Annotated in this window: 19 protein-coding genes; 3 read left to right on the top strand and 16 right to left on the bottom strand. The window is 65.5% G+C overall.

Features of this window, described 5'->3' with window-relative positions:
* Positions 1 to 137: 137 nt before the first annotated feature.
* Together FOY53_RS11015 and FOY53_RS11010 are read left to right on the top strand one after the other, a co-directional pair.
* Complete coding sequence (locus FOY53_RS11015; RefSeq protein WP_146588713.1) at positions 138 to 1,382, top strand: AMP-binding protein; 1,245 nt, start codon at positions 138 to 140, stop codon at positions 1,380 to 1,382.
* Positions 1,379 to 2,494 (top strand): thiolase family protein, encoded by a 1,116-nt coding sequence (locus FOY53_RS11010; RefSeq protein ID WP_146588711.1) that lies wholly within the window; start codon positions 1,379 to 1,381, stop codon positions 2,492 to 2,494. The genes FOY53_RS11015 and FOY53_RS11010 overlap by 4 nt, the downstream gene beginning before the upstream one ends.
* On the opposite strand, the gene FOY53_RS11005 is transcribed toward FOY53_RS11010, so the two are convergent.
* From FOY53_RS11005 to FOY53_RS10945, 13 genes are all read right to left on the bottom strand, one after another.
* On the bottom strand, positions 2,469 to 3,152 hold the full coding sequence (locus tag FOY53_RS11005; RefSeq protein ID WP_146588709.1) for a nitroreductase: 684 nt from the start codon (positions 3,150 to 3,152) through the stop codon (positions 2,469 to 2,471). The genes FOY53_RS11010 and FOY53_RS11005 overlap by 26 nt on opposite strands.
* Positions 3,149 to 3,691, bottom strand: a complete 543-nt coding sequence (locus FOY53_RS11000) for a biotin transporter BioY (protein ID WP_146588707.1) — start codon at positions 3,689 to 3,691, stop codon at positions 3,149 to 3,151. Before FOY53_RS11000 ends, FOY53_RS11005 begins: the two co-directional genes overlap by 4 nt.
* A gap of 26 nt (positions 3,692 to 3,717) precedes the next feature.
* Positions 3,718 to 4,317, bottom strand: a complete 600-nt coding sequence (locus tag FOY53_RS10995; RefSeq protein ID WP_146588705.1) for a CbiQ family ECF transporter T component — start codon at positions 4,315 to 4,317, stop codon at positions 3,718 to 3,720.
* Entirely contained in the window at positions 4,292 to 5,044 is a 753-nt protein-coding gene (locus FOY53_RS10990) for an energy-coupling factor ABC transporter ATP-binding protein (RefSeq protein ID WP_186766576.1), read from the bottom strand. The genes FOY53_RS10995 and FOY53_RS10990 overlap by 26 nt, the downstream gene beginning before the upstream one ends.
* 60 nt (positions 5,045 to 5,104) lie before the next feature.
* A complete protein-coding gene (nadC, locus tag FOY53_RS10985; RefSeq protein WP_146588703.1) occupies positions 5,105 to 5,950 on the bottom strand; it encodes a carboxylating nicotinate-nucleotide diphosphorylase in 846 nt (281 codons plus the stop codon).
* Positions 5,947 to 7,515, bottom strand: a complete 1,569-nt coding sequence (locus tag FOY53_RS10980; RefSeq protein WP_146588701.1) for an L-aspartate oxidase — start codon at positions 7,513 to 7,515, stop codon at positions 5,947 to 5,949. Before FOY53_RS10980 ends, nadC begins: the two co-directional genes overlap by 4 nt.
* Positions 7,516 to 7,522: 7 nt before the next feature.
* Positions 7,523 to 8,575 carry a quinolinate synthase NadA gene (gene nadA / locus FOY53_RS10975; protein ID WP_146588699.1) on the bottom strand — a complete coding sequence of 351 codons (1,053 nt, stop codon included), beginning with the start codon at positions 8,573 to 8,575 and terminating at the stop codon, positions 7,523 to 7,525.
* Between the two features lie 204 nt (positions 8,576 to 8,779).
* The gene (locus FOY53_RS10970; RefSeq protein WP_146588697.1) at positions 8,780 to 9,217 is read right to left on the bottom strand and encodes a type II 3-dehydroquinate dehydratase; all 438 of its coding nucleotides are present in this window, start codon (positions 9,215 to 9,217) and stop codon (positions 8,780 to 8,782) included.
* Between the two features lie 4 nt (positions 9,218 to 9,221).
* Complete coding sequence (locus FOY53_RS10965; RefSeq protein ID WP_146588695.1) at positions 9,222 to 10,520, bottom strand: TRAP transporter large permease; 1,299 nt, start codon at positions 10,518 to 10,520, stop codon at positions 9,222 to 9,224.
* The gene (locus FOY53_RS10960; RefSeq protein ID WP_146588693.1) at positions 10,520 to 11,026 is read right to left on the bottom strand and encodes a TRAP transporter small permease; all 507 of its coding nucleotides are present in this window, start codon (positions 11,024 to 11,026) and stop codon (positions 10,520 to 10,522) included. Before FOY53_RS10960 ends, FOY53_RS10965 begins: the two co-directional genes overlap by 1 nt.
* Before the next feature lie 59 nt (positions 11,027 to 11,085).
* The gene (dctP, locus tag FOY53_RS10955; protein ID WP_222435245.1) at positions 11,086 to 12,075 is read right to left on the bottom strand and encodes a TRAP transporter substrate-binding protein DctP; all 990 of its coding nucleotides are present in this window, start codon (positions 12,073 to 12,075) and stop codon (positions 11,086 to 11,088) included.
* Between the two features lie 46 nt (positions 12,076 to 12,121).
* Positions 12,122 to 14,014, bottom strand: coding sequence for a bifunctional sugar phosphate isomerase/epimerase/4-hydroxyphenylpyruvate dioxygenase family protein (locus tag FOY53_RS10950; protein WP_146588691.1), 1,893 nt, complete (start codon positions 14,012 to 14,014; stop codon positions 12,122 to 12,124).
* Positions 14,011 to 14,919, bottom strand: coding sequence for a shikimate dehydrogenase (locus tag FOY53_RS10945; protein WP_246107358.1), 909 nt, complete (start codon positions 14,917 to 14,919; stop codon positions 14,011 to 14,013). Before FOY53_RS10945 ends, FOY53_RS10950 begins: the two co-directional genes overlap by 4 nt.
* Positions 14,920 to 15,088: 169 nt before the next feature.
* On the opposite strand from FOY53_RS10945, the gene FOY53_RS10940 reads away from it, so the two are divergent.
* Entirely contained in the window at positions 15,089 to 15,754 is a 666-nt protein-coding gene (locus tag FOY53_RS10940; RefSeq protein ID WP_146588689.1) for a TetR/AcrR family transcriptional regulator, read from the top strand.
* 197 nt (positions 15,755 to 15,951) lie between these two features.
* Here the strand turns inward: FOY53_RS10940 and FOY53_RS10935 are convergent, their stop codons facing one another.
* The 3 genes from FOY53_RS10935 to FOY53_RS10925 form a co-directional block, all read right to left on the bottom strand.
* On the bottom strand, positions 15,952 to 16,884 hold the full coding sequence (locus tag FOY53_RS10935; RefSeq protein ID WP_246107357.1) for a LysR family transcriptional regulator: 933 nt from the start codon (positions 16,882 to 16,884) through the stop codon (positions 15,952 to 15,954).
* A gap of 109 nt (positions 16,885 to 16,993) precedes the next feature.
* A complete protein-coding gene (locus FOY53_RS10930; protein ID WP_146588687.1) occupies positions 16,994 to 17,908 on the bottom strand; it encodes a dihydrodipicolinate synthase family protein in 915 nt (304 codons plus the stop codon).
* A 34-nt stretch (positions 17,909 to 17,942) separates the two neighbouring features.
* Positions 17,943 to 19,115, bottom strand: a complete 1,173-nt coding sequence (locus FOY53_RS10925; protein ID WP_146588685.1) for an L-rhamnonate dehydratase — start codon at positions 19,113 to 19,115, stop codon at positions 17,943 to 17,945.
* Position 19,116 lies beyond the last annotated feature (1 nt).

Genomic DNA, 19,116 nt, shown 5'->3' with positions numbered 1-19,116 from the left:
CGCGCGTCGCGTGACGCCGGTATTCGCGGAATTCTGCCCGTTGGCGAACCGTGGCGCCAGGCGCGTGAAAACCGGCTGGAGGCCGTGCCGCCAAGTCATTAGCATGCACCCGGGCGCCGCAGGGAAGGGCACACACAATGTCGGATGCAGGGCAGGGCCTGGTCGGTCTGACCCACTCGTCGAGAGAGGGCGAACAGGGTCGGTTTGGCTGGCACGCCGCCACCCGCCTGTACGTTCAGGGGCGGCTCTGCGCCCCGGGGGTACCCGGCGCAACCGGGTTAGAGAAGGACGTGCTGGCGCTGCGGCAGGCCATTTCGGGCGGGCATGATTTTGCCACCGGGGCCGCGGGCGTCACGGTGTCGGCGCGGGCCGACAGCGCGGCGGGGCAGTTCCACAGCCGCTCGGGCGGGACCACGGGGACCGCCAAGGCGATCCGCCGCAGCCACCGGTCCTGGATCGCCAGCTTCGAGATCGCCCGCCAGCACCTTGGGCTGGGGGCGCAGGATGTCTATGCGGTGCTGAGCGCGCCCGTCCACTCGCTGGCGCTCTACGCCATTGCAGAGGCCGCGCATCTGGGCGCCGACCTGCACCTGCTGGCAGGTCTGCGCCCGCGCCAGCAGGCGATGCAGATCGCCGGGTCCGGGGGCACGGTGCTCTATGCCACGCCGACGCAGTTGCAGCTCTTGTGCGACGCGGGCAAGGCGCTGCCGTCGCTGCGGCAGATCCTGTGTGGCGGCGGACGCATGCCAGAGGGCCTGCCCACCCGTCTGGCCGCGCTCTGCCCGCAAGCGGTCGTGACCGAGTTCTATGGCACCTCCGAGACCAGTTTCATAGCCTGGGGGGATGGCTCCGGGCCTGCGGGGTCGGTTGGCCGGGCGTATCCCGGGGTCGAGATCGACATCCGCAATCCGGTCGATGGCCTCGGCGAGATCTGGGTGCGCAGCCCCTATCTGTTTGACGGCTATGCAGAAGGGCACAGCCCGGAAACCCGCTGGGACAACGGGTTCGTTACCGTGGGCGAAGTCGGCCGACAGGACTCGCAGGGATTCCTGTTTGTGGCGGGGCGGCAGAACCGGATGGTCTGCATCGCCGGTCAGAACGTCTTTCCCGAGGACATCGAGGCCCTGCTGCAAAGCCACCCCGGCACTGCCCATTGCGCGGTGATGCCGGTGCCCGACCCGCTGCGCGGCACGGTGCTGGTCGCGGTGGTCGCGGGTAAGGCGAACGCCAGCCGCCAGCAAGACCTGCTGGATCTCTGTCGCGCGCACTTTGGTCCGCTGGCCGCCCCGCGGCGGGTGATTTCCCTGCCGGACTATCCACTTTTGCCGTCGGGCAAGCCGGATCTGCGCGCCATCGCCAAAAGACTGGAAGATCTCGCTTGAGCGGCGTTCGCATCCTTGCGGCCATGCGCTCGCCCGTGGCGCCGCGCGGCGGAGACCTGGCGCGCTTCGAACTGCACGCCCTGGGTGCGCCGGTGCTGCAGGCGGCGCTCCGCGCCGCCGGGCTGGCCGCGGACGCCGTGGATGAGGTGATCGTCAGCAATGCTTTGGGCGCAGGCGGCAATCCGGCGCGGATGATCGCGCTGGCCGCCGGACTGCCCGAACGTGTTGCCGGGCTGAGCATCGACCGGCAATGCTGTGGCGGCATGGATGCGCTGGTTCTGGCGGCGGCGCTGATCACTTCGGGGCAGGCGGATGTGGTGGTGGCGGGGGGCGTCGAATCCTATTCGCGCCGTCCGCTGCGCCTGCGCACCGATCCGGATGGCGGCGCGCCGCTGCCCTATGACCGCCCGGCGTTCGTGCCCTGGCCCGGGCAGGACCCCGAAATGGACGCCGCCGCCGACGGTCTTGCCGTGCGGCTCGGCATCAGCCGTTCCGAGCAGGACGCCTGGGCGGTGGAGAGCCACCGCAAGTCGCGGGCCTCTCTGCCCGGCCGACAGGAACTGCTGCCCTTGGGCGGGCTCGACCACGACAGCTTTGCCCGCAACCTGACGGCCCGGACCTGCGCCCGGGCTGCGCAGCTGACCGGCACGATCAGCGTGGCCAATGCCGCGGTGGCAGCGGATGCGGCGGCCTTCTGCATTCTGGTGTCAGAGCGTGTCGCGGCCGGGCAATCTCGGGCAGGCGTGATCTTGCTGGACGGTGCAACCGTGGGCGACACACCGGATTGCCCCGGCATCGCGCCAGTGGCGGCGATCAACCGGGTGTTGGCGCGTCAATCCCTGCGGGCCACTGATCTGGCGGTGGCCGAAGTGATGGAGGCCTACGCGGTTCAGGCGATGGCCTGCGTTCGCCTTGCCGGAATTGCCCCCGGTATCGTCAACCGCAGCGGCGGAGCCCTTGCGCGGGGTCATCCCATCGGCGCCTCTGGTGCCATCAATGCGGTGCGGCTGTTCCATGAACTGCAACTTTGTGGCGGCATCGGGCTGGCTGCGATCGCTGCGGCCGGCGGACTGGGCACGGCGGTGCTCATGTCTGCGGATCAAAGCCGGTGAAACTGGCATAGCTCGCCAGTGGCGCGCGCTCGGTTGTGACGGTGTTGATTGCGGCGTCCGGGTCGGCCCGTCCCAGCGCGATGCCGCAGACCACCATTTCGTCGTCGCCCAGGGCCAGGTGGTCGTGGGCAACGTCGGCGTGATTTGCCAGGGCGCCGATACCGCAGGTGGCATACCCCAACGCTTCGGCGGCGACCATCAGCGCCATCAGCGCCATGCCCAGGTCCATGAAACAGCCCTTGCCCATGTCGGGATGGATCGTCACCACGATGCCCACCGGTGCAGAGAAAAAGCTGTAGTTGGCGCTGAACTGCGCCTTGCGGGCCGCCAGATCGCGCCGCCCGATGCCAAGCGCGGCATAAAGCGCGAAACCCGCCACCCGCTGTCGCTCCTTGAGCTCCGCTGGCATGGGCTGCGGGAAATAGGAATATTCGGCCACCGGCGGCCGCCCGTCCCGGTCGGCCCGGGTCAATGCGCGGCCGAGGTCGGCAAGCGGCGTGCCGGTCAGCACGTGAAACCGGCCCGGTTGCAGATTGGCACCGCTGGGCGCGGACCGTGCCGCGCGCAGGATCCTTTCAAGATCCTGCAGCGGCACGGCCTCCGGCAGAAACCCGCGGACCGACCGGCGCCCCGCAAGCAATGCCTCGGTCGGGGTCATCCCCGCGACAGCACGCTTTCGGGGCGTGCACGGGCCAGACCCGAAGTGATCCCGCCGGCCAGTCCGGCCTTGATCAGGTCGCCGGGAATGAAGGCGGTGACCAGAAGGGCGGCCTCGGTCAGTGTCTTGTCCAGCATGAAGGCCAGACCGGCGATACCAAAGACATAGAGCACCAGGATCCCGCCGATGACCGAGGCGAGGGCGGAGACCAGCGCCAGATTGCCGCGCCAGCGCTCGACGATGAAGCCGGTGACGAAGGCGGCGACGGGAAATCCGATCAGAAACCCGACCGTGGGCGAGGCGAACACGCCAAGACCGCCGCGCCCACCGGCCAGCAGTGGCAGGCCAAGCGCGACAAGCGCCAGAAACAGCAGCACCGCCAGCGCCCCCCGCCGCGCGCCCAGAACGGTGCCGCACAGCATGACGCCCATCGACTGCGCGGTGATCGGCACGCCAAAGGCCAGCGTGAGTTTCGGGATCAGTCCGAGTGCCGCGATCAACGCGGCAAACAGGGCGATAAGAGCAAGGTTACGTTCCATTCAGTGGTCCTCTTCAGATTTGGGAATCATTCCATGCCGCCGCGCGCCCGCAGCGCTTCGGCAACTTGTTCTGCATCATCAATGGCCAGCGCTGCCATCGGAATCACGATCTGCCAGCCGGGCCGACGCGGCGACCGGGCGCGCCACGATTCGACCAGATCCTGACCTTTCCGGGCCAGCGTGGGGGTAAAGCGCACCACCAGTGCCACCGACAGTTCCAGCGCCCGGGTCGACAGACCGAGGCGGCGCACCGGTGCCAGCAGGGATGACATCACCGCGATCATGTCGCTGAGCTGGGTGGTCATGGTGACAAAATTCGCCAGCGCCACTGCGGTCAGCAGGCGCAGCGTCACCGCAATACCGGCCGCAATCTGCCCGGTCAGCCCGTGCCAGATCGCGATCACCAGCAGGAACGGCCAGAGCAGGCGCAGACTGCGCAGACCGGCGCGGGCGAACTCGGTCCCGCCACTGACATACAGCGCCCCGGCCCCCGCGGCCGCAACCCCCAGGAGCACGGGGCTTTCGGTGGCAAACAGCGCCCCTGTGGCCAGCGAAAGCAGGCCCAGCTTGACGCCCGCGCGGGCCGAATGGGCCCAGATCCTAACCGGTGAGGTGAGTGAGATCATCCTGCCCTCCCCATGCCTGCATCTGCGCCTGAAACCGTGGCAGAACCCTGTCAGCCGGACCGTCGTCCAAAATCTTACCCTGTTCCAGCCAGAGCACCCGGTCAAATCCGGCAAGGGCATCGGGATCATGCGAGACAAGGATGACGCCGCCCGGAGTGCGGTCGACATAGCGCATCAACTGCTGCCGCGTTGCAATGTCCAGCCCGGAATACGGCTCGTCCAGGATGATCAGCCCGGGGTCCATCGCCAGGATCGCCATCAGGCAGACCAGTTGCTTCTGCCCCTGCGACAGGCTGTGGGTGGCGGCATCTGCCCAGTGCGCCTTGCCGAACCGGTGCAGAACCGCTGCGGTCTGCTGTGCTGCCGCGGCCTTGTTGTGACCCAACTGGGTCAGGCCAAAGGTGATCTCTTCGGCCACGGTCGGAAAGATGATCTGATGGTCCGGGTTCTGAAACAGGATGCCGACCATGCGCAGCGCCGCCTTGCGGTCCTGCGCCATGTCCACACCGGCGACGGTGATGCGCCCCGAGGTGGGCGGGATCAGCCCGGCGATCAGCCGCGCCAGCGATGTCTTGCCCGAGCCATTGCGCCCGACGATGCCGATGCGACGTTCGCGCGCCCGCAGCGTCAGGCCTTGCAGCACCGCACGACCGGACAGCCGCAGCCCAACATCCTCGAGCAACAGCTCGGGCCAGGCGGCGGGTCTGGAAGCGGTGTTTGCGGGCACTACGGAGTCTCTGTTACTGGCGGGGCAGCGGGTTGCCGTTCCTTGCAGGTTCCGTGCTAATCAGAAATCCAGACCAAGGTCGAGCGTTGGTGCAGAATGAGTGAGCGCCCCGGACGAGATATAGCCGACGCCGGTGGCCGCCACTTCGGCAATGCGCTCGCGTCGCATGTTCCCCGAAGCTTCGAGCACGACCGCGCCGTCGGCCCGGACGACCGCCTGCCGCAGGGTCGCGGTGTCCATGTTGTCCAGAAGCACCACGTCGGCGCCGCCCGCGTCCAGCACCTCGTCAAGCTGTGCCAGGGTATCGACCTCGATCTCGACCCGGATCATGTGCGACGCACTGGCCTTGACTGCAGCCAACACCGGCCGGATGCCGCCGGCCGCGGCGATGTGATTGTCCTTGATCAGGATCGCATCGGACAGCGAAAACCGATGGTTGAAGCCGCCGCCGTGCAGCACCGCGAGCTTTTCGACCAGACGCAGGCCTGGCGTGGTCTTGCGGGTACAGGTGATGCGGGTGTCGGTGCCGGCGGTCTCCGACACAAAGGCCGCTGTGAGTGTCGCGATGCCGCTCAGCCGTCCGGCAAAGTTCAACGCCACCCGTTCCGCTGACAGGATCGCGGCGGCGTCGCCGGTAATCTCCATCAGGGTATCGCCGGGTGCGATGTCGCTGCCGTCCCGGCACAGCGTCCGCAGGCTCAGGCCCGGATCGACAAGACGAAAGGCGATGGTGGCGATCTGCATCCCAGACACGACACCGGCCTCGCGCGCGCGGATCCGGGCGGTATAGCGCGTGCCCTGCGGGATGACCGTGCGGGTGGTGATGTCGCCGTAGGTGCCCAGATCTTCCATCAGCGCGGCACGGACTAGCGGTTCAAGGATGAGGTCGGGCAAGGGCGCAGTCATGTCGTCTCCAGTGCGGTGCGGGCACGCAGGGTCATCGCCTGTGCCAGCGTCATATGGCTGCGGCTGCCGGTGGCGCCGTCCATGTCGGGGAAATCGGCGCGATAGTGGCCGCCGCGGCTTTCTTCGCGCAGCAGGGCGGCGGCGGCGATCAGCGTGGCGGTTGCCGTCATGTTGCGCAGCTCGGCACAATCCGCCTGTGCCGATTCGACCGACGCGATGATGCCCAGAGCCTGGTGAAGACCCGCCGCGGTGCGGACCACACCGACACCGTCGGTCATGGCGCGGCGCAACCGGGCAACAAGGTGCGGATCGGGGGATGCCTGCGGCGCCAGATCGGGAAGCGTGACCGCAGGCGCAAGGGCGCAGGGGGCAAGGGCGGCCTCGATGTCGAGCGCGCAGCGCCGGGCATAGACCAGCGCTTCGAGCAGGCCGTTCGACGCCAGCCGGTTGGCGCCGTGCAACCCGGTCGAAGCCGCTTCGCCGCAGACCCAGAGACGGTCCAGCGAGGCGCGGCCCCGGGCATCCGAGGCGATGCCGCCCATGTGGTAATGCGCGGCGGCGGCGACCGGGATGGGATCCCGCACCGGGTCGATCCCGGCAGCCTGGCAGGCCCCGGCCACGGCGGGATATTCGCCGAGGATCCGCTGTCCCAGCGCGGCGCGGGTGTCCAGCATCGGGCGCCGTCCGGCCTGCGTCTCCGCATAGATTGCCCGGGCGACGATGTCGCGCGGCGCCAGTTCGCCGTCCGGATGCCACGCGGCCATGAACCGGACCCCGTCGGCATTGATCAGCGTCGCCCCCGCGCCGCGCAACGCTTCGGTCGCCAACGGCGCGGGGTCGGCCCCGGTGGCGATCGCGGTCGGGTGGAACTGGACGAACTCGGCGTCGGCGATGACGGCGCCGGCCCGCGCCGCCAGCCCGATCACCTGTCCGCGGATGCGCGACGGGTTGGTGGTCTGTGCAAAAAGCCCGCCCGAACCGCCCCCCGCCAGCAGGACTGCCGGACAGCGGATCAGACAGGGCACGGAGCCGCCCGGCCGGGACAGCGACACCTCGACCCCCTGCACCCCGCCCGCGTGCACCGCAAGTCCGGTCGCGATCACACCGTCCAGCACCTGGATCGACGGCGTGCGGCGCACTTCGGCGATCAGCGCCCGCATGATCTCGGCCCCGGCCTGATCACCCTTGACACGGACCACACGGGCAAAGCTGTGCGCCGCCTCGCGTGACATCACATATGCGCCGTCATCGGCCCGGTCAAAACAGGTGCCAAGGTCGGTGAGGTCCAGGACATGCGCCCGCGCCTCGGCGGCAACCGCCCGCGCCACATCGGCATCAACAGTGCCCGCCCCGGCGCGGACGGTGTCGGCGGCGTGGGCCTCGGCGCTGTCGGCCGGATCCATGGCAGCGGCCACGCCACCCTGCGCCCAGGCCGAACTTGCGCCGGTTCCCAGCGCTTCGGGCGAAATCACCAGCACCGGGCGGGGTGACAGCCTGAGTGCAGCATACAGCGCCCCCAGCCCCGCGCCGACAATGACGACACGTTCGGTGGCCAGTTCCTGCATGGCGGTCTCAGGCCGCCAGACGGCGGGACATGTCGATCATCCGCTCGACCGCGATACGCGCCCGGGCGGCCACCGCGGCGTCAACCTCGACGGCACCCTGCATGGTGTGCAGCGACCAGAGGATCTTTTCCAGGGTGATCTTCTTCATGTAGGGGCACATGTTGCAGGGTCCGACAAAGTCGATATCCGGCAGTTCGTCGGCAATGTTGGACGCCATCGAACATTCGGTCACCAGCATGGCCTTGCCCGGCCGTTCGCGGGTGACATAGTCGATGATGCCGCTGGTCGAGCCGCTGAAGTCTGCCTCGGCCACCACGTCGGGCGGGCATTCGGGATGGGCGATGATGCGGGTGTCGGGGTTCCAGTCGCGGAAATCCCGCAGATCCTGTGCCGTGAAGCGTTCGTGCACGATGCAGGCACCGTCCCACCAGACGATACGCTTGTGAGGGACCTGTTTGGCGACGTTCTGCGCCAGATACTTGTCGGGCGTCATGATCACCGTGTCGCCCTCGATCGCGGCGACGATCTGCGCCGCGTTGGACGAGGTGCAGCAGATGTCCGAAGCGGCTTTGACCTCGGCCGTGGTGTTGACATAGGTCACCACGGGCGCACCGGGGTAGCGGCGACGCATTTCGGCCACGCCCTCTGCGGTGATGCTTTCCGCCAGCGAACAGCCGGCCTCCATGTCGGGAATCAGCACCGTCTTGGCGGGATTCAGGATCTTCGAGGTCTCGGCCATGAAGTGCACGCCGCATTGCACGATCACATCGGCCTCGACCTCGGTCGCCTTGATTGCCAGTTGCAGGCTGTCACCGACAACATCCGCGACCCCATGATAGATTTCCGGCGTCATGTAGTTGTGGGCGAGGATCACCGCGTTGCGCTCTACCTTGAGCCGGTTGATCGCCGCGATATACGGCGCGTGAACGGCAAAATCCGGGGGCGAGACAACCCGTGACATCCGGGCGTAGGCGTCTGACATGCTTTGCGCCAGAGCGGTCGACGGCGCGAGATCATAGTGCGCGGAAAGCTCGGCGCGGAAGGCAGGCTGGTCAAGCAATGGTCTGAAACCTCTGTTGCATGTGTGTCTGTAGCACGGCGGTCGGCCGCAATCCCGTGCCGGTGGTGGCACGGCGGCTGTGTACGCGCAGGTTGACCCGACGGCAAGAGTGCGGTGACAGATTGGCCAAACCGCCCCTTGGCCGCGCGCGCCGTCAGGGCAACGGCCATCGGGCCGCCCGGGCGCAATGGTCAGGGTGCAGGTTCAATCCTTGCGGATCAGCCGGAGCAGTTCGCTGACCGCCACGCGATAGCCCTGCGCGCCCAGCCCGGCGATCACCGCCGTGGCAACGCCGGACACCAGAGAGTTGTGATAGATCTTTTCGCGTCTGTGGATATTCGAGATGTGGAACTCGATCAGCGGGCCGGGGAACATCTTGAGCGCGTCCATGATCGCCATCGAGTAGAAGGTGAAGGCGGCGGGGTTGATGATCATCCCCGCGCCGTTGTCCGTCGCCTCGTGAATCCAGCCGATCAGTTCGGATTCGGAATTGCTCTGGCGGAACTCCATCGGCCAGTCGCCCGCGGCGTCCCGGCACAGCACCTCGACCTCGGCCAGAGTGGTATGGCCGTAGATCTCGGGCTCACGGCGACCCAGGCGGTTGAGGTTGGGACCGTTGAGGATGTAGATCGGTGCGGGCATGGCGTTATCCGTTGTAACCAAAGAGCCGCGGCAGCCAGAGCGAGACGCCGGGCACCAGCGTGATCAGCGCCAGCGACGCGATCAGGATCAGCAGGAACGGCATCACCTCTTTGACGATGCGGCCCAGCGGCTGGCCCGAAATGGTGGTCATCACGAACAGCAGCAGGCCATAGGGCGGCGTGATCAGGCCCAGCATGATGTTGACCACACAGACGATGCCGAAATGCACAAGGTCGATGCCAAGTGCATTGGCGGTGGGAATAAAGACCGGAACCACCACCAGCAGGATGGTCGTGCCTTCGAGCAGACAGCCGAGGATCAGCAGGATCACGTTGACCATCAGCAGAAACGCGACCGGGCTCAGGTCGAACCCGGCCAGCCAGGTGCTGAGGCTGGCGGGGATGTTTTCGATCGTGACGACGTAGTTGTAGACCAGCGCCCCGGCGATCAGCATCCCGATGGACGCGGTGGTCCGGGCCGAGGACGACAGCGATTCCCGCAGGGATGCAAAGGTCACGCTGCGGTACAGCAGAGTCGAGACCAGCAGCGCATAAAGGGCTGCAACGGCGGCGGCTTCGGTCGGGGTGGTTGCGCCGCCGTAGATGCCGCCGAGCAGGACAACCGGCATCATCAGGGCAGGCAGGGCGCGGAAGGTGACGCCGGGCAATTCACGCAGGGGCACCGGATCTTCCACCGGGAAGTTCCGGCGTCGCGCGGTCGATACGATGATCCCGGCCTGCGACAGCCCCATGAGCAGACCGGGAACCACCCCGGCCAGAAACAGGAAGCCGATCGAGGCGTCAGACACCAGGGCGTAGATCACCACCGGGATCGAGGGCGGGATGATCGGCCCGATCACCGCGGAACTGGCGGTGAGGGCCGCGGCGAAGGCGGGCGGGTACTTGCCGCCCTCGGTCATCATCTTCTGCATCATCTTGCCGGTGCCCGCCGCATCGGCGATGGCCGACCCGGACATGCCGGCAAAGATCACCGACTGCACGACGTTGACCAGCGCCAGACCACCGCGGAACCGTCCGACAAAGGCATTGCAGAAGGCCAGCAGCCGCAGCGTCATCGAGCCCGAGTTCATCAGTTCGGCAGCGAGGATGAACAGCGGAACCGCAAGCAGGATATAGCTGGTGAACAGCCCGTTCAGGATCTGTTCGGCGGCGATGCCCATATCCTGCCCTTCGAGCAGCATATACAGGACCGACGAACAGATCATCGCATGACCGATCGGCAGGCCCAGCAGTGCCAGCGCGACAATGGACAGAACGCTCAGGGCGAAGGGGTCGAAAAACATCAGAACTGGTCCCCGGTCTTGGCGCTGTCGCCGCCGCGGCCGCGGATGGCCTGGATCAGCAGGTAGGTGTAGCGCACCAGAACGGCGAGCACGAACAGGATGTAGACCGAGAACAGCCAGTCATAGCGGATGTCGAGGTAGGAGGTCTTTGTCACCTTCATGAAGGTCACGAAGTCCCAGGTGGCGGGCAAGGAATACCCATAGAGGAACAGGGCCGCCAGCGCCGACAAGATCACCATCCCCCGGCGCACCTTCGGGCTGACCGAGCTGTAGAGGATGTCAAAGCGGATTTCCTCTTCTTCGCGGACCACGAAGGCCGCGCCCCACAACACGAGCCAGAGCCACATCACGATGGACAGCTCCGACGCCCAGCCGACGGGAAGGTTCAGCACATAGCGGAACACCACCTGGCAGATGAACGCGATGAACATGACCGCAAGCATGATCGACGCGACATCGCCGGCACGTCGGTGCAGCCAGCCGCCAAGCGTCCTCAGACGTTCCATTGCCGTTACTCCCCCGTAAGAAAACCCTGCCCGGCGTGCACCGGGCAGGGCCTGCGCGATTACAGCGCGTTGATGCGCTCGATCATGCCTTCGGGCCAGTCTTTCGACAGGTCCGAGCCAAGATAAAGCTCCTGCGCATGGGCGCGGAAGGCATCGACATCGGGTGTCGAGATCTTCAGGCCCTTCTCTTCGAAAAAGGCGCCAAGTTCGTTCTCGCGGGCGATGTGCTGCTCGGTGCTCCAGGCGATGGCCTCGTCGGCGGCCTTGTCAAAGGCGGCGCGCTGCTCGTCGCTCATTGCTTCATAGGCTTTCTTCGAGATCACCAGAAGGTCGTAGCCGACCAGATGCGATGTGCGCACGATCTGGTTCATCACTTCGTAGAACTTCATGTTTTCGACGTTGGGGTAGGGGTTGTCCTGACCGTCGATCGCGCCAGTCTGCAGACCGGTGTAAACCTCGGCATAGGCCATCGGCGTCGGGTTGGCGCCAAGAGCCTCGCCAAGGAACTGCCAGGAATCGCCGCCGGGCATACGCAGCTTGACGCCGGCCATGTCTGCGGGGGTCTTGATTTCCTTGTCGATCCGCAGGCCGACCTGGCGCGTGCCGAAATAGGTCGCGCCCAGAATGTGGATGCCAAGCTGGTCTTCCGCCAGCTTCTTCATCTCGGCGCCCGCATCGCTGGCGAAGAAATTCTTCAGATGTTCGGCATCGCGGAACAGGTAGGCCGAGGTCAGGATCGAAAAGGCCGGGATCTGGTTGGCGATGTCCTGCGGCGCGACATTGCCCATTTCAAGGTTGCCACGCTGGATCGCAATGATCTCGGTGCCCTGCTTGAACAGGTTGCCACCGTAAAAAAGCTCCAGCTCGGCGGTGTCCGCCACGGCGCTTTGCAGCTTCTGCATCATTTCCGCGCGGATGTCCTGCTCGGAGAACACCGCCGAAAAGCGCAGCTTGGGCTTGTCCTGGGCAAAGGCGGGAAGCGCGGTGCTCAGCGCCAGGGCGCCGGCGGTCATCAGCCCGAGGGCGGTTCTGCGGGTGGTTTTCATCATCTGTCTCCTCCTTGATGATATGTCTGTCTGGCCAGTGGTCTTCTGCTCAGCTGTGCGGGATCGCGGACGGGCGCATCAGGCGGGCCTGGGCTGCTACGCGGTAGGGCGCGTTCGGTCCGCCGTACCCGCTGTATCCGTCCCGCCGCTCGACGATCTCGAAAAAGATGCCGTCGCCGAAAGGCTTGGAATAGAGCTGCAAGAAGCTGCTGTCCCCGACCTGATCAAACAGCAGGTTCAGTTCGCGCAACTCGGCAACATAGGCGTCATCGAGGCCGAACCGGGCCGCGAGGTCGTCGTAGTAATTCTTCGGGATCTGCAGGGGCTGGAACCCGTTTCGTTCCAGCGCCCGCGCGGCCGCCATGATGTCGTCCGTTGCCAGCGCCACATGCTGCACCGCCGATCCAAAGCTGTCCGCAATGAAGCGGCCGGCAAAGGTGCGGTGGGTTTCGGCACCGTTCATGGTCAGGCGCAGGGCGCCGTCCGGGCTTTCGATCGCCTGCGAACGGACAAGCCCGTGGGGGTCGACCACATCGACCATCGGCTGCTTGGCCACGTCGAACAGCGAAATGTAGAACAGCGACCAGGTCAGCATCTCTTCGTAGTTCATCGTCTGGGCGATATGGTCGATGCGCCGCAGACCCGCCGGTTCCGAAGGCGCATCATCCTCGATCGGCTGGAATTCGGTCTTCCAGACCTCGGACAGCCCGCTGTGGTCGTCGATGAAATGCAACAGCCCGCCGCCGACACCTCGGATCGCGGGAATTTCGAACTCGCCCGGGCCGACCGGCTGGCGGAATGTCGTGGCGCCAAGCGCCTTGGCCCGTTCGACCGTGGCGCCTGCATCGTTGACCGACAGGCCGACGTCGCAGATGTTGAGCCCGTGCGCGACGTGGGCGGCATGGGCGAATCCCTCGGGGTCGGTGTTGACCACGATGCGGATCTCACCCTGTTGCCAGAGCTCGACAGCCTTGGCGATGTGCCGTCCCACCCGCAGAAAACCCATGCTGTGCAGCAGGCCGGCGAGATCGGCAGCCTCGCGTTCGGACGCGGCGAATTCGACAAAGGCAACGCCTGCGCTGCGGATGCGGTCCGGCATCTGCGGCGGCTGCAGTGCAATGCCAGGCTCGCGGCGGGCGACCTGATCCATCAGGTACACCAGCGACCGGTGCCCGTCGACGGCAATGGTGCGCGGACTGCCGCCGCGAAACTGGTCGTTGAACACCTCGAGACTGAGCGGCCCGTCATAGCCGGTAGCCGCCACCGCCCGCATGAATCCCGAGACATCCAGATCGCCCTCGCCCGGCATGTTGCGGAAGTGCCGCGACCAGTACAGCAGATCCATTTCCACCTGCGGCGCGTCCGCCAGCTGGACAAAGAAGATGCGGTCGCCGGGAATCGAACGGATGGTGTCGGGTGCAATCTTGCGGGCCAGTGTGTGAAAGCTGTCGAGGATCAGACCGACGTTCGGATGATCGGCGCGGCGCACCACTTCCCAGGCGTCGCGGTGGTCCCAGACGTGTTTGCCCCAGGCCAGCGCCTCGAAGCCGACCCGCAGGCCGCGTCGCGCTGCCCGCTCACCGACTTCGGCAAAATCCGCAGCCATGCGGTCAATTCCGCCAAGCGACTCGGGGTGCACCGACGAACAGACCAGCACCAGGTCAGTGCCCAGTTCCTGCATCAGATCGAACTTGCGTTCGAGCCGGTCAAAGGCGCGGGCGCGCAGCGGTTCCGGCAGCCCTTCGAAGTCGCGGAACGGCTGGAACAGGGTGATGTCCAGCCCGTGATCGCGCACCATGTCGCCGACCTCTTTCGGACCACCGTCGAAGGCGATGAAATCCTGTTCGAAAATCTCGATGCCGTCAAATCCGGCCGCCGCGATTGCTGACAGCTTTTCGCGCAGGTCACCGGCAAGGCAGACAGTTGCGATTGAGGTTTTCATGTCGCGGATCCTGTCGTGAAACTGTCGAATGTCGCCTGCATCCGCTGCGGGTCGGCGGGCAACCCTGTGAACAGCTCGAACGCCCGCACCGCCTGGTACAATGCCATTCCCGACCCCGGCAGCACTGCGCACCCTTTGGCGCGGGCAGTGGCCAGAAGCTCTGTTTCAAGCGGGAAATAGACAATGTCGGCCACCCAGTGGCGGGGGGTGACCAGGCTGGCTGAGAGCGGCAAACCAGGCAATTTTGCCATTCCTACCGGTGAGGCGTTGACGATTCCGTCTGCCTGGGCTGCGGCGGCTTCGACTTCCGGTGCCACTTCGGCCCGTCCGGGGCCAAAACGGCTACACAGGGAGCGTGCCAGACGCTCGGCAGAATCCGGATTTGTGTCAAGGATCATCAGCCGCCCGATACCCGCACCCAGAAGCGCGGCCGAAACAGCCCCGCCCGCACCACCAGCGCCAATCAGAAGCGCGACGTCGCGTTTGACCCCGGGCAGGCCGCGGCGGAAGCTTTCGGCAAAGCCCCAGTAATCGGTGTTGTGCCCGCGCCGTGCGCCATCGCCGAACACAACCGTGTTGACCGCCCCGACGGCCTGCGCGTTGTCTGACAGCGTGTCGAGATGGGCGATCACCGCCTGTTTGTAGGGATAGGTCACGTTCAGGCCGCGAAACCCCGCCGCCTCGATCTCACCGAGGATGTCGCCAATGGCAGGCGCAGGTGTGCAATCCGCGAGGTCGATCAGGTGGTAGTCGTAAACCAGCCCCTGCGCGCGCCCTTCGGCCATGTGCATCCGCGGTGTCCGCGAGGCGGAAATGCCATGCCCCAGCAGACCGACGCGCACGTGCGGGGCGTCGGAGTCGCTGCGGTCGATCAGCATTGGCATCCAGTGCATTGGCACGCTCACGGTCTCCTCCCCTTGCGACGGCGTTGGCCGCTTTTGCGGTATATTGTTCAACTCGGTTAATTTAGTCAACAGAATGTTCGCTACAGTTAATTATCTTTGCGGTGGCGAAAAATTCGTGCAAAAGTCCGGGACAATCCCGTATGCAGACCAACAGGATTTGGGGGACGCGATGGACAAGGCCGAAACCTCTGGAAAGGCGGCGGATCAGCCTCGGCGCAGCTGGAAACAGGATCCCGACCGCGTGCGGGCCAATATCCTGCTTGTTGCGCGACAAGTCTTTGCTGACAAGGGGTTATCCGGCACCCGGGTCGAAGAGATCGCCGCCCGCACCTCGACCTCCAAGCGGATGATATACTACTATTTCGGTGACAAGGAGGGACTGTACCGCGAAGTGCTGGCGGACGCTTACCGCCAGACCCGAAAGGCCGAGGACGCGCTGGCACTGGGCGGGCTTGCTCCGGATGAGGCACTGCGCAGGCTGGCGGAATTCACCTTTGATCACCACCGCCGGTCGCAGGATTTCATTCGGCTGGTGATGATCGAAAACGTGCATGGCGGCCGTCACATGCCCGATTCTGCTGATATGGCCGGAGAGAACTCGTCGGCCATCCGCCTGCTCGAGGAGATCTATGCACGCGGTCTGGCGTCGGGGCTGTTTCGTCCGGGCCTGAGCGCACTGGAACTGCACTGGCACATCTCGGCGCTGTGCTATTTCAACGTCTCGAACCGGGCGACGTTTTCGCGCATTTTTGGCAATGAGCTTTTTGAGGAACCGGGGCAGGACGCGCTGCGGCGCCACATCGGGGAAATGGTGCTGAAACTTGTGCTGGCCTGACGCCATGGGGGGGCCTTGCCGCGAACGGTCGCACCAGCCTGCCCGCGACACGAAACGCCGCCCGGGCGCGGATCGCGCCAGAGCATGACCCGGGCGCTGTCACAGAGCCGCACATCCACTGTCACCCCGGTATCGCCACGGCAACCCTGGCGCGGGAGTCAGGCCGGGCCGGGTCCAGTCGCGCTGCGGGTTTTCTGCTAGGGGGTGACCACAGACTGGATGTGACGGATCAACGCTTCGACCCCGGGGTCCGGTTCATCGCGGTTCGGGATCAGAAGTCCGTAGCGCCCCATGAACCCGTCGAGACCGACGCCGATCTCGGCAATCAGGCCTGTGTCGATGTAAAATCGTGCGACGGACCGGGGCAGGACGGCAAGCAGATTGCTGCAGCTGACCAGATTTGTCGTCATCAGCATTGACGAAGTTTCCAGGCGGCTGTTCGGCAACGGCAGGCCGGCCCGTGCATAGGTGAGTTCGATGGCGGTGCGCATCGGGCTGGGACGCGACTGGAGAATGAATTCGAAATCCAGCAGTTGCTCGAGCGAAAGCGCACCCGCGCTGAACAGCGGATGATTTGCGGCGGCGACGATGGACAGCTCTTCGGCCCATAGCGGTTCAAAGCGGATATTGCCCATATCGACATGTTCGACCGGGCGACCCAGTGCCAGGTCGAGCTCGCCTTCGGTCAGCGCCGCAACCAGATGGTCGGATGTGGACACCGTCAGCGTGATCAGCGGCCCGGTTCCCGCCACTGCCAGCGTGTTGAAGACCTCGGTCAGCACGCCGGGGACGGCCTCCATGATCGCACCCAGGCGCACGCTTCCCAGTTCACCGCGGGCCATCGCGCCCATCTGCTGCGTCAGGCGGTCCATCTCGGACAGAATCGCGCGGGCGTGGCGGGCGGCAGTCACGCCGAAGACTGTCGGCTCCATCCCCTTGGGGCCGCGCGTGAACAGGTCGACGCCGAGAATGCGTTCGATCTCTTGCAGCAATTTGGTCGCGCCGGGCTGCGAGAGGTTCAGATCCCGCGCCGAGGCATGAAGGTTGCGCGTGTCCGACAGGCTGGCCACCAGCGCCAGCTGCTTGAAGCGCAGCCGTGTCAGGGTCGACATGTCAAATCTGTCGCTCACCGACACCACCCTTTGCGAAGCTGGCCGCGCGGGGGCGGACCGAGTTGCACTCTGGGGTGTGTCTAGCATCCTCATGCCGCTGTTATCGAGCCTGTTCTTGGCCGGGGCGTCATGTCCGGCCCCATGTCAGCACCACAGGTTCCAGCGGGAGCAGCAGGTCGATCAGCCGGGCCCGGACAGCCGGGTGCAGCGGCTCGATCGGGTGACGGCAGAATTCCGACGCGATCACGCCGCCCTCGACCATCGCCGCCTTGCACGAGCGCCAGCCGCACTGGCGGTTCTCGTGGTTGATGGCGGGCAGCACCCGGGCATATGCCGATACCGCCGCCTGTGTCCGTCCTGCCAGATGATGGGTGATCACCGGCTTGATCTGATCGACGATCATCCCCGAGGTCATCGACCCCCGCGCCCCGGCGTCCAGATCGGCCAGCAGGGTGATGCCCTCTTCGCCGTCAAACGGTCCCTCTATGGCGTCGCCGCCTTCGGCGATCAGCTGGCGCAGCTTGTTGGCGGCAAAGGGGCATTCGATCTTGAACAGCTTGACCATTTCGATTTCGCGCGCCAGCCTGACCAGCAGCGGCACCGGCAGATCGACACCGGAAATGGGCGCATCCTGCACCATGATCGGGATGCCGACGGCGCCCACTGCCCGGAACTGGTCGAATATCTGCGCCGAAGAACCGCGCAGCGTCGCGCCGTGATAGGGCGGCATCATCATCACCATGTCAGCGCCAAGATCCTTGGCAAAATGCGCGCGTTCCACCGCGATGGAAGTCGCAAAGTGGCTGATGGTGACAATCACCGGAACCCGGCCGGCGACATGTTCCAGCGACAGCCGGGTCAGCGTCTCGCGTTCGGCGTCTGACAGCAGAAACTGTTCGGAAAAATTGGCGAGGATGCAGAGTCCGTCGGCGCCCTGGTCGATCAGGCAGTCCAGGACCCGGCGCATCCCGTCAAGGTCCAGGGTGCCGTCGTCGTGAAACGGGGTGGGCGCGACGGGCCAGATGCCGGAATAGTCGGTCATGGCTGCGTCGCGGGCAGGGGAATGTGGGTCATGTTCACTCCAAGATCTCGAAATTTTTCAGATGCTTGTCGGAAATCGTGATGCCAAGACCGGGAAGGGTGTCGTCCAGTTGCAGGAATCCGTCCTGCGCCTCGGGGTCGCCGTCGAAGATGTAGTAGAACAGCTCGTTGCCGACCTCGACGTCGAAGACCGGGAAGTATTCCGACATCGGGCAGTTCACGTTGGCCATGGTCAGGTGATAGTTGTGCATCTGTCCGGCGTGCGGGATCACCGGCACCTGGAACGCTTCGGCAATGGCATTGATCTTTTGCGCCGCCGTGATGCCGCCGACGCGGTTGGTGTCGTATTGCAGCACGCTGACGGCGCCGGTGCGGATCAGATCGGCGCAGCCGATGACCGAAAATTCATGCTCGCCCCCCGAGATCGGCACGATGTTCATTGCGTTCAGTTCTCGATAGCCGTTCACGTCGTCGGCGATCACCGGCTCTTCCAGCCAGCGGGGTTCGAATTCGGCCAGCTTGGGCAGCATCCGCCGGGCATAGTCGAGGTTCCAGCCCATGTAACATTCCAGCATCAGGTCGGTGTCATAGCCAATCACCTCGCGCACCGCCTCGACCCGTTTGACGTTCTCGCGCATCCCGGTCATCCCGTCCTTGGGGCCATAACCGAACCGGGTCTTGAAACCGCTGTAGCCGCCCTTCATCGCCTCTTCGGCCTCTTGCTGCATCGCGTCGACGTCACCGGCGTAGAGCTTGGAGTAATAGACCGGGATCTTTTCCTTGGTGCGCCCGCCCAGCAGCTTGAACACCGGTTTGCCGGCCAGCTTGCCCATCAGGTCCCAGATCGCGATGTCGATGGCGGAAATGGCGGTCATGCCGATGCCCTTGCGACCCCAGGCGTGGCTGCGGCGGTACATCTTTTCCCAGATATAGGCATTGTCGAACGGGTCTTCGCCGATCACCAGCGGCGCGAACCAGTCGTCAATCGCCTTCTTGACCACGGTAGGGGCCAGGGCGGCGTTGCCAATTCCCACGGTGCCGTCATCGGTCTCGACCTCGCAGGTGAGCCACTGGTGGAACCGGAACGACGACATTGCGTCCCCCTTGAGCCAGAGCGCGTCGGACGCATTGGTGCAGAAATTGCCCTGTGGCGGCACGGTCGGGCCGGTCCAGTTCCAGACGCGGGTTCTTACGGATTTGATCTTCATG

This window comes from Puniceibacterium confluentis (assembly GCF_007923445.1).
GTDB classification, from domain to species: Bacteria; Pseudomonadota; Alphaproteobacteria; order Rhodobacterales; family Rhodobacteraceae; genus Puniceibacterium; species Puniceibacterium confluentis.
Note: the sequence above shows the minus strand (reverse complement) of the source record. Positions and strands in the feature narration are given on the sequence as shown.

Excerpts from the sequence above, each read along its gene's own strand:
- FOY53_RS11015 (WP_146588713.1), top strand. The coding sequence starts at position 138 with ATGTCGGATGCAGGGCAGGGCCTGGTCGGTCTGACCCACTCGTCGAGA.
- FOY53_RS11005 (WP_146588709.1), bottom strand. The coding sequence starts at position 3,152 with ATGACCCCGACCGAGGCATTGCTTGCGGGGCGCCGGTCGGTCCGCGGG.
- FOY53_RS11000 (WP_146588707.1), bottom strand. The coding sequence starts at position 3,691 with ATGGAACGTAACCTTGCTCTTATCGCCCTGTTTGCCGCGTTGATCGCG.
- FOY53_RS10995 (WP_146588705.1), bottom strand. The coding sequence starts at position 4,317 with ATGATCTCACTCACCTCACCGGTTAGGATCTGGGCCCATTCGGCCCGC.
- nadC (WP_146588703.1), bottom strand. The coding sequence starts at position 5,950 with ATGACTGCGCCCTTGCCCGACCTCATCCTTGAACCGCTAGTCCGTGCC.
- FOY53_RS10980 (WP_146588701.1), bottom strand. The coding sequence starts at position 7,515 with ATGCAGGAACTGGCCACCGAACGTGTCGTCATTGTCGGCGCGGGGCTG.
- FOY53_RS10970 (WP_146588697.1), bottom strand. The coding sequence starts at position 9,217 with ATGCCCGCACCGATCTACATCCTCAACGGTCCCAACCTCAACCGCCTG.
- FOY53_RS10965 (WP_146588695.1), bottom strand. The coding sequence starts at position 10,520 with ATGTTTTTCGACCCCTTCGCCCTGAGCGTTCTGTCCATTGTCGCGCTG.
- FOY53_RS10960 (WP_146588693.1), bottom strand. The coding sequence starts at position 11,026 with ATGGAACGTCTGAGGACGCTTGGCGGCTGGCTGCACCGACGTGCCGGC.
- dctP (WP_222435245.1), bottom strand. The coding sequence starts at position 12,075 with ATGATGAAAACCACCCGCAGAACCGCCCTCGGGCTGATGACCGCCGGC.
- FOY53_RS10950 (WP_146588691.1), bottom strand. The coding sequence starts at position 14,014 with ATGAAAACCTCAATCGCAACTGTCTGCCTTGCCGGTGACCTGCGCGAA.
- FOY53_RS10940 (WP_146588689.1), top strand. The coding sequence starts at position 15,089 with ATGGACAAGGCCGAAACCTCTGGAAAGGCGGCGGATCAGCCTCGGCGC.
- FOY53_RS10930 (WP_146588687.1), bottom strand. The coding sequence starts at position 17,908 with ATGACCGACTATTCCGGCATCTGGCCCGTCGCGCCCACCCCGTTTCAC.
- FOY53_RS10925 (WP_146588685.1), bottom strand. The coding sequence starts at position 19,115 with ATGAAGATCAAATCCGTAAGAACCCGCGTCTGGAACTGGACCGGCCCG.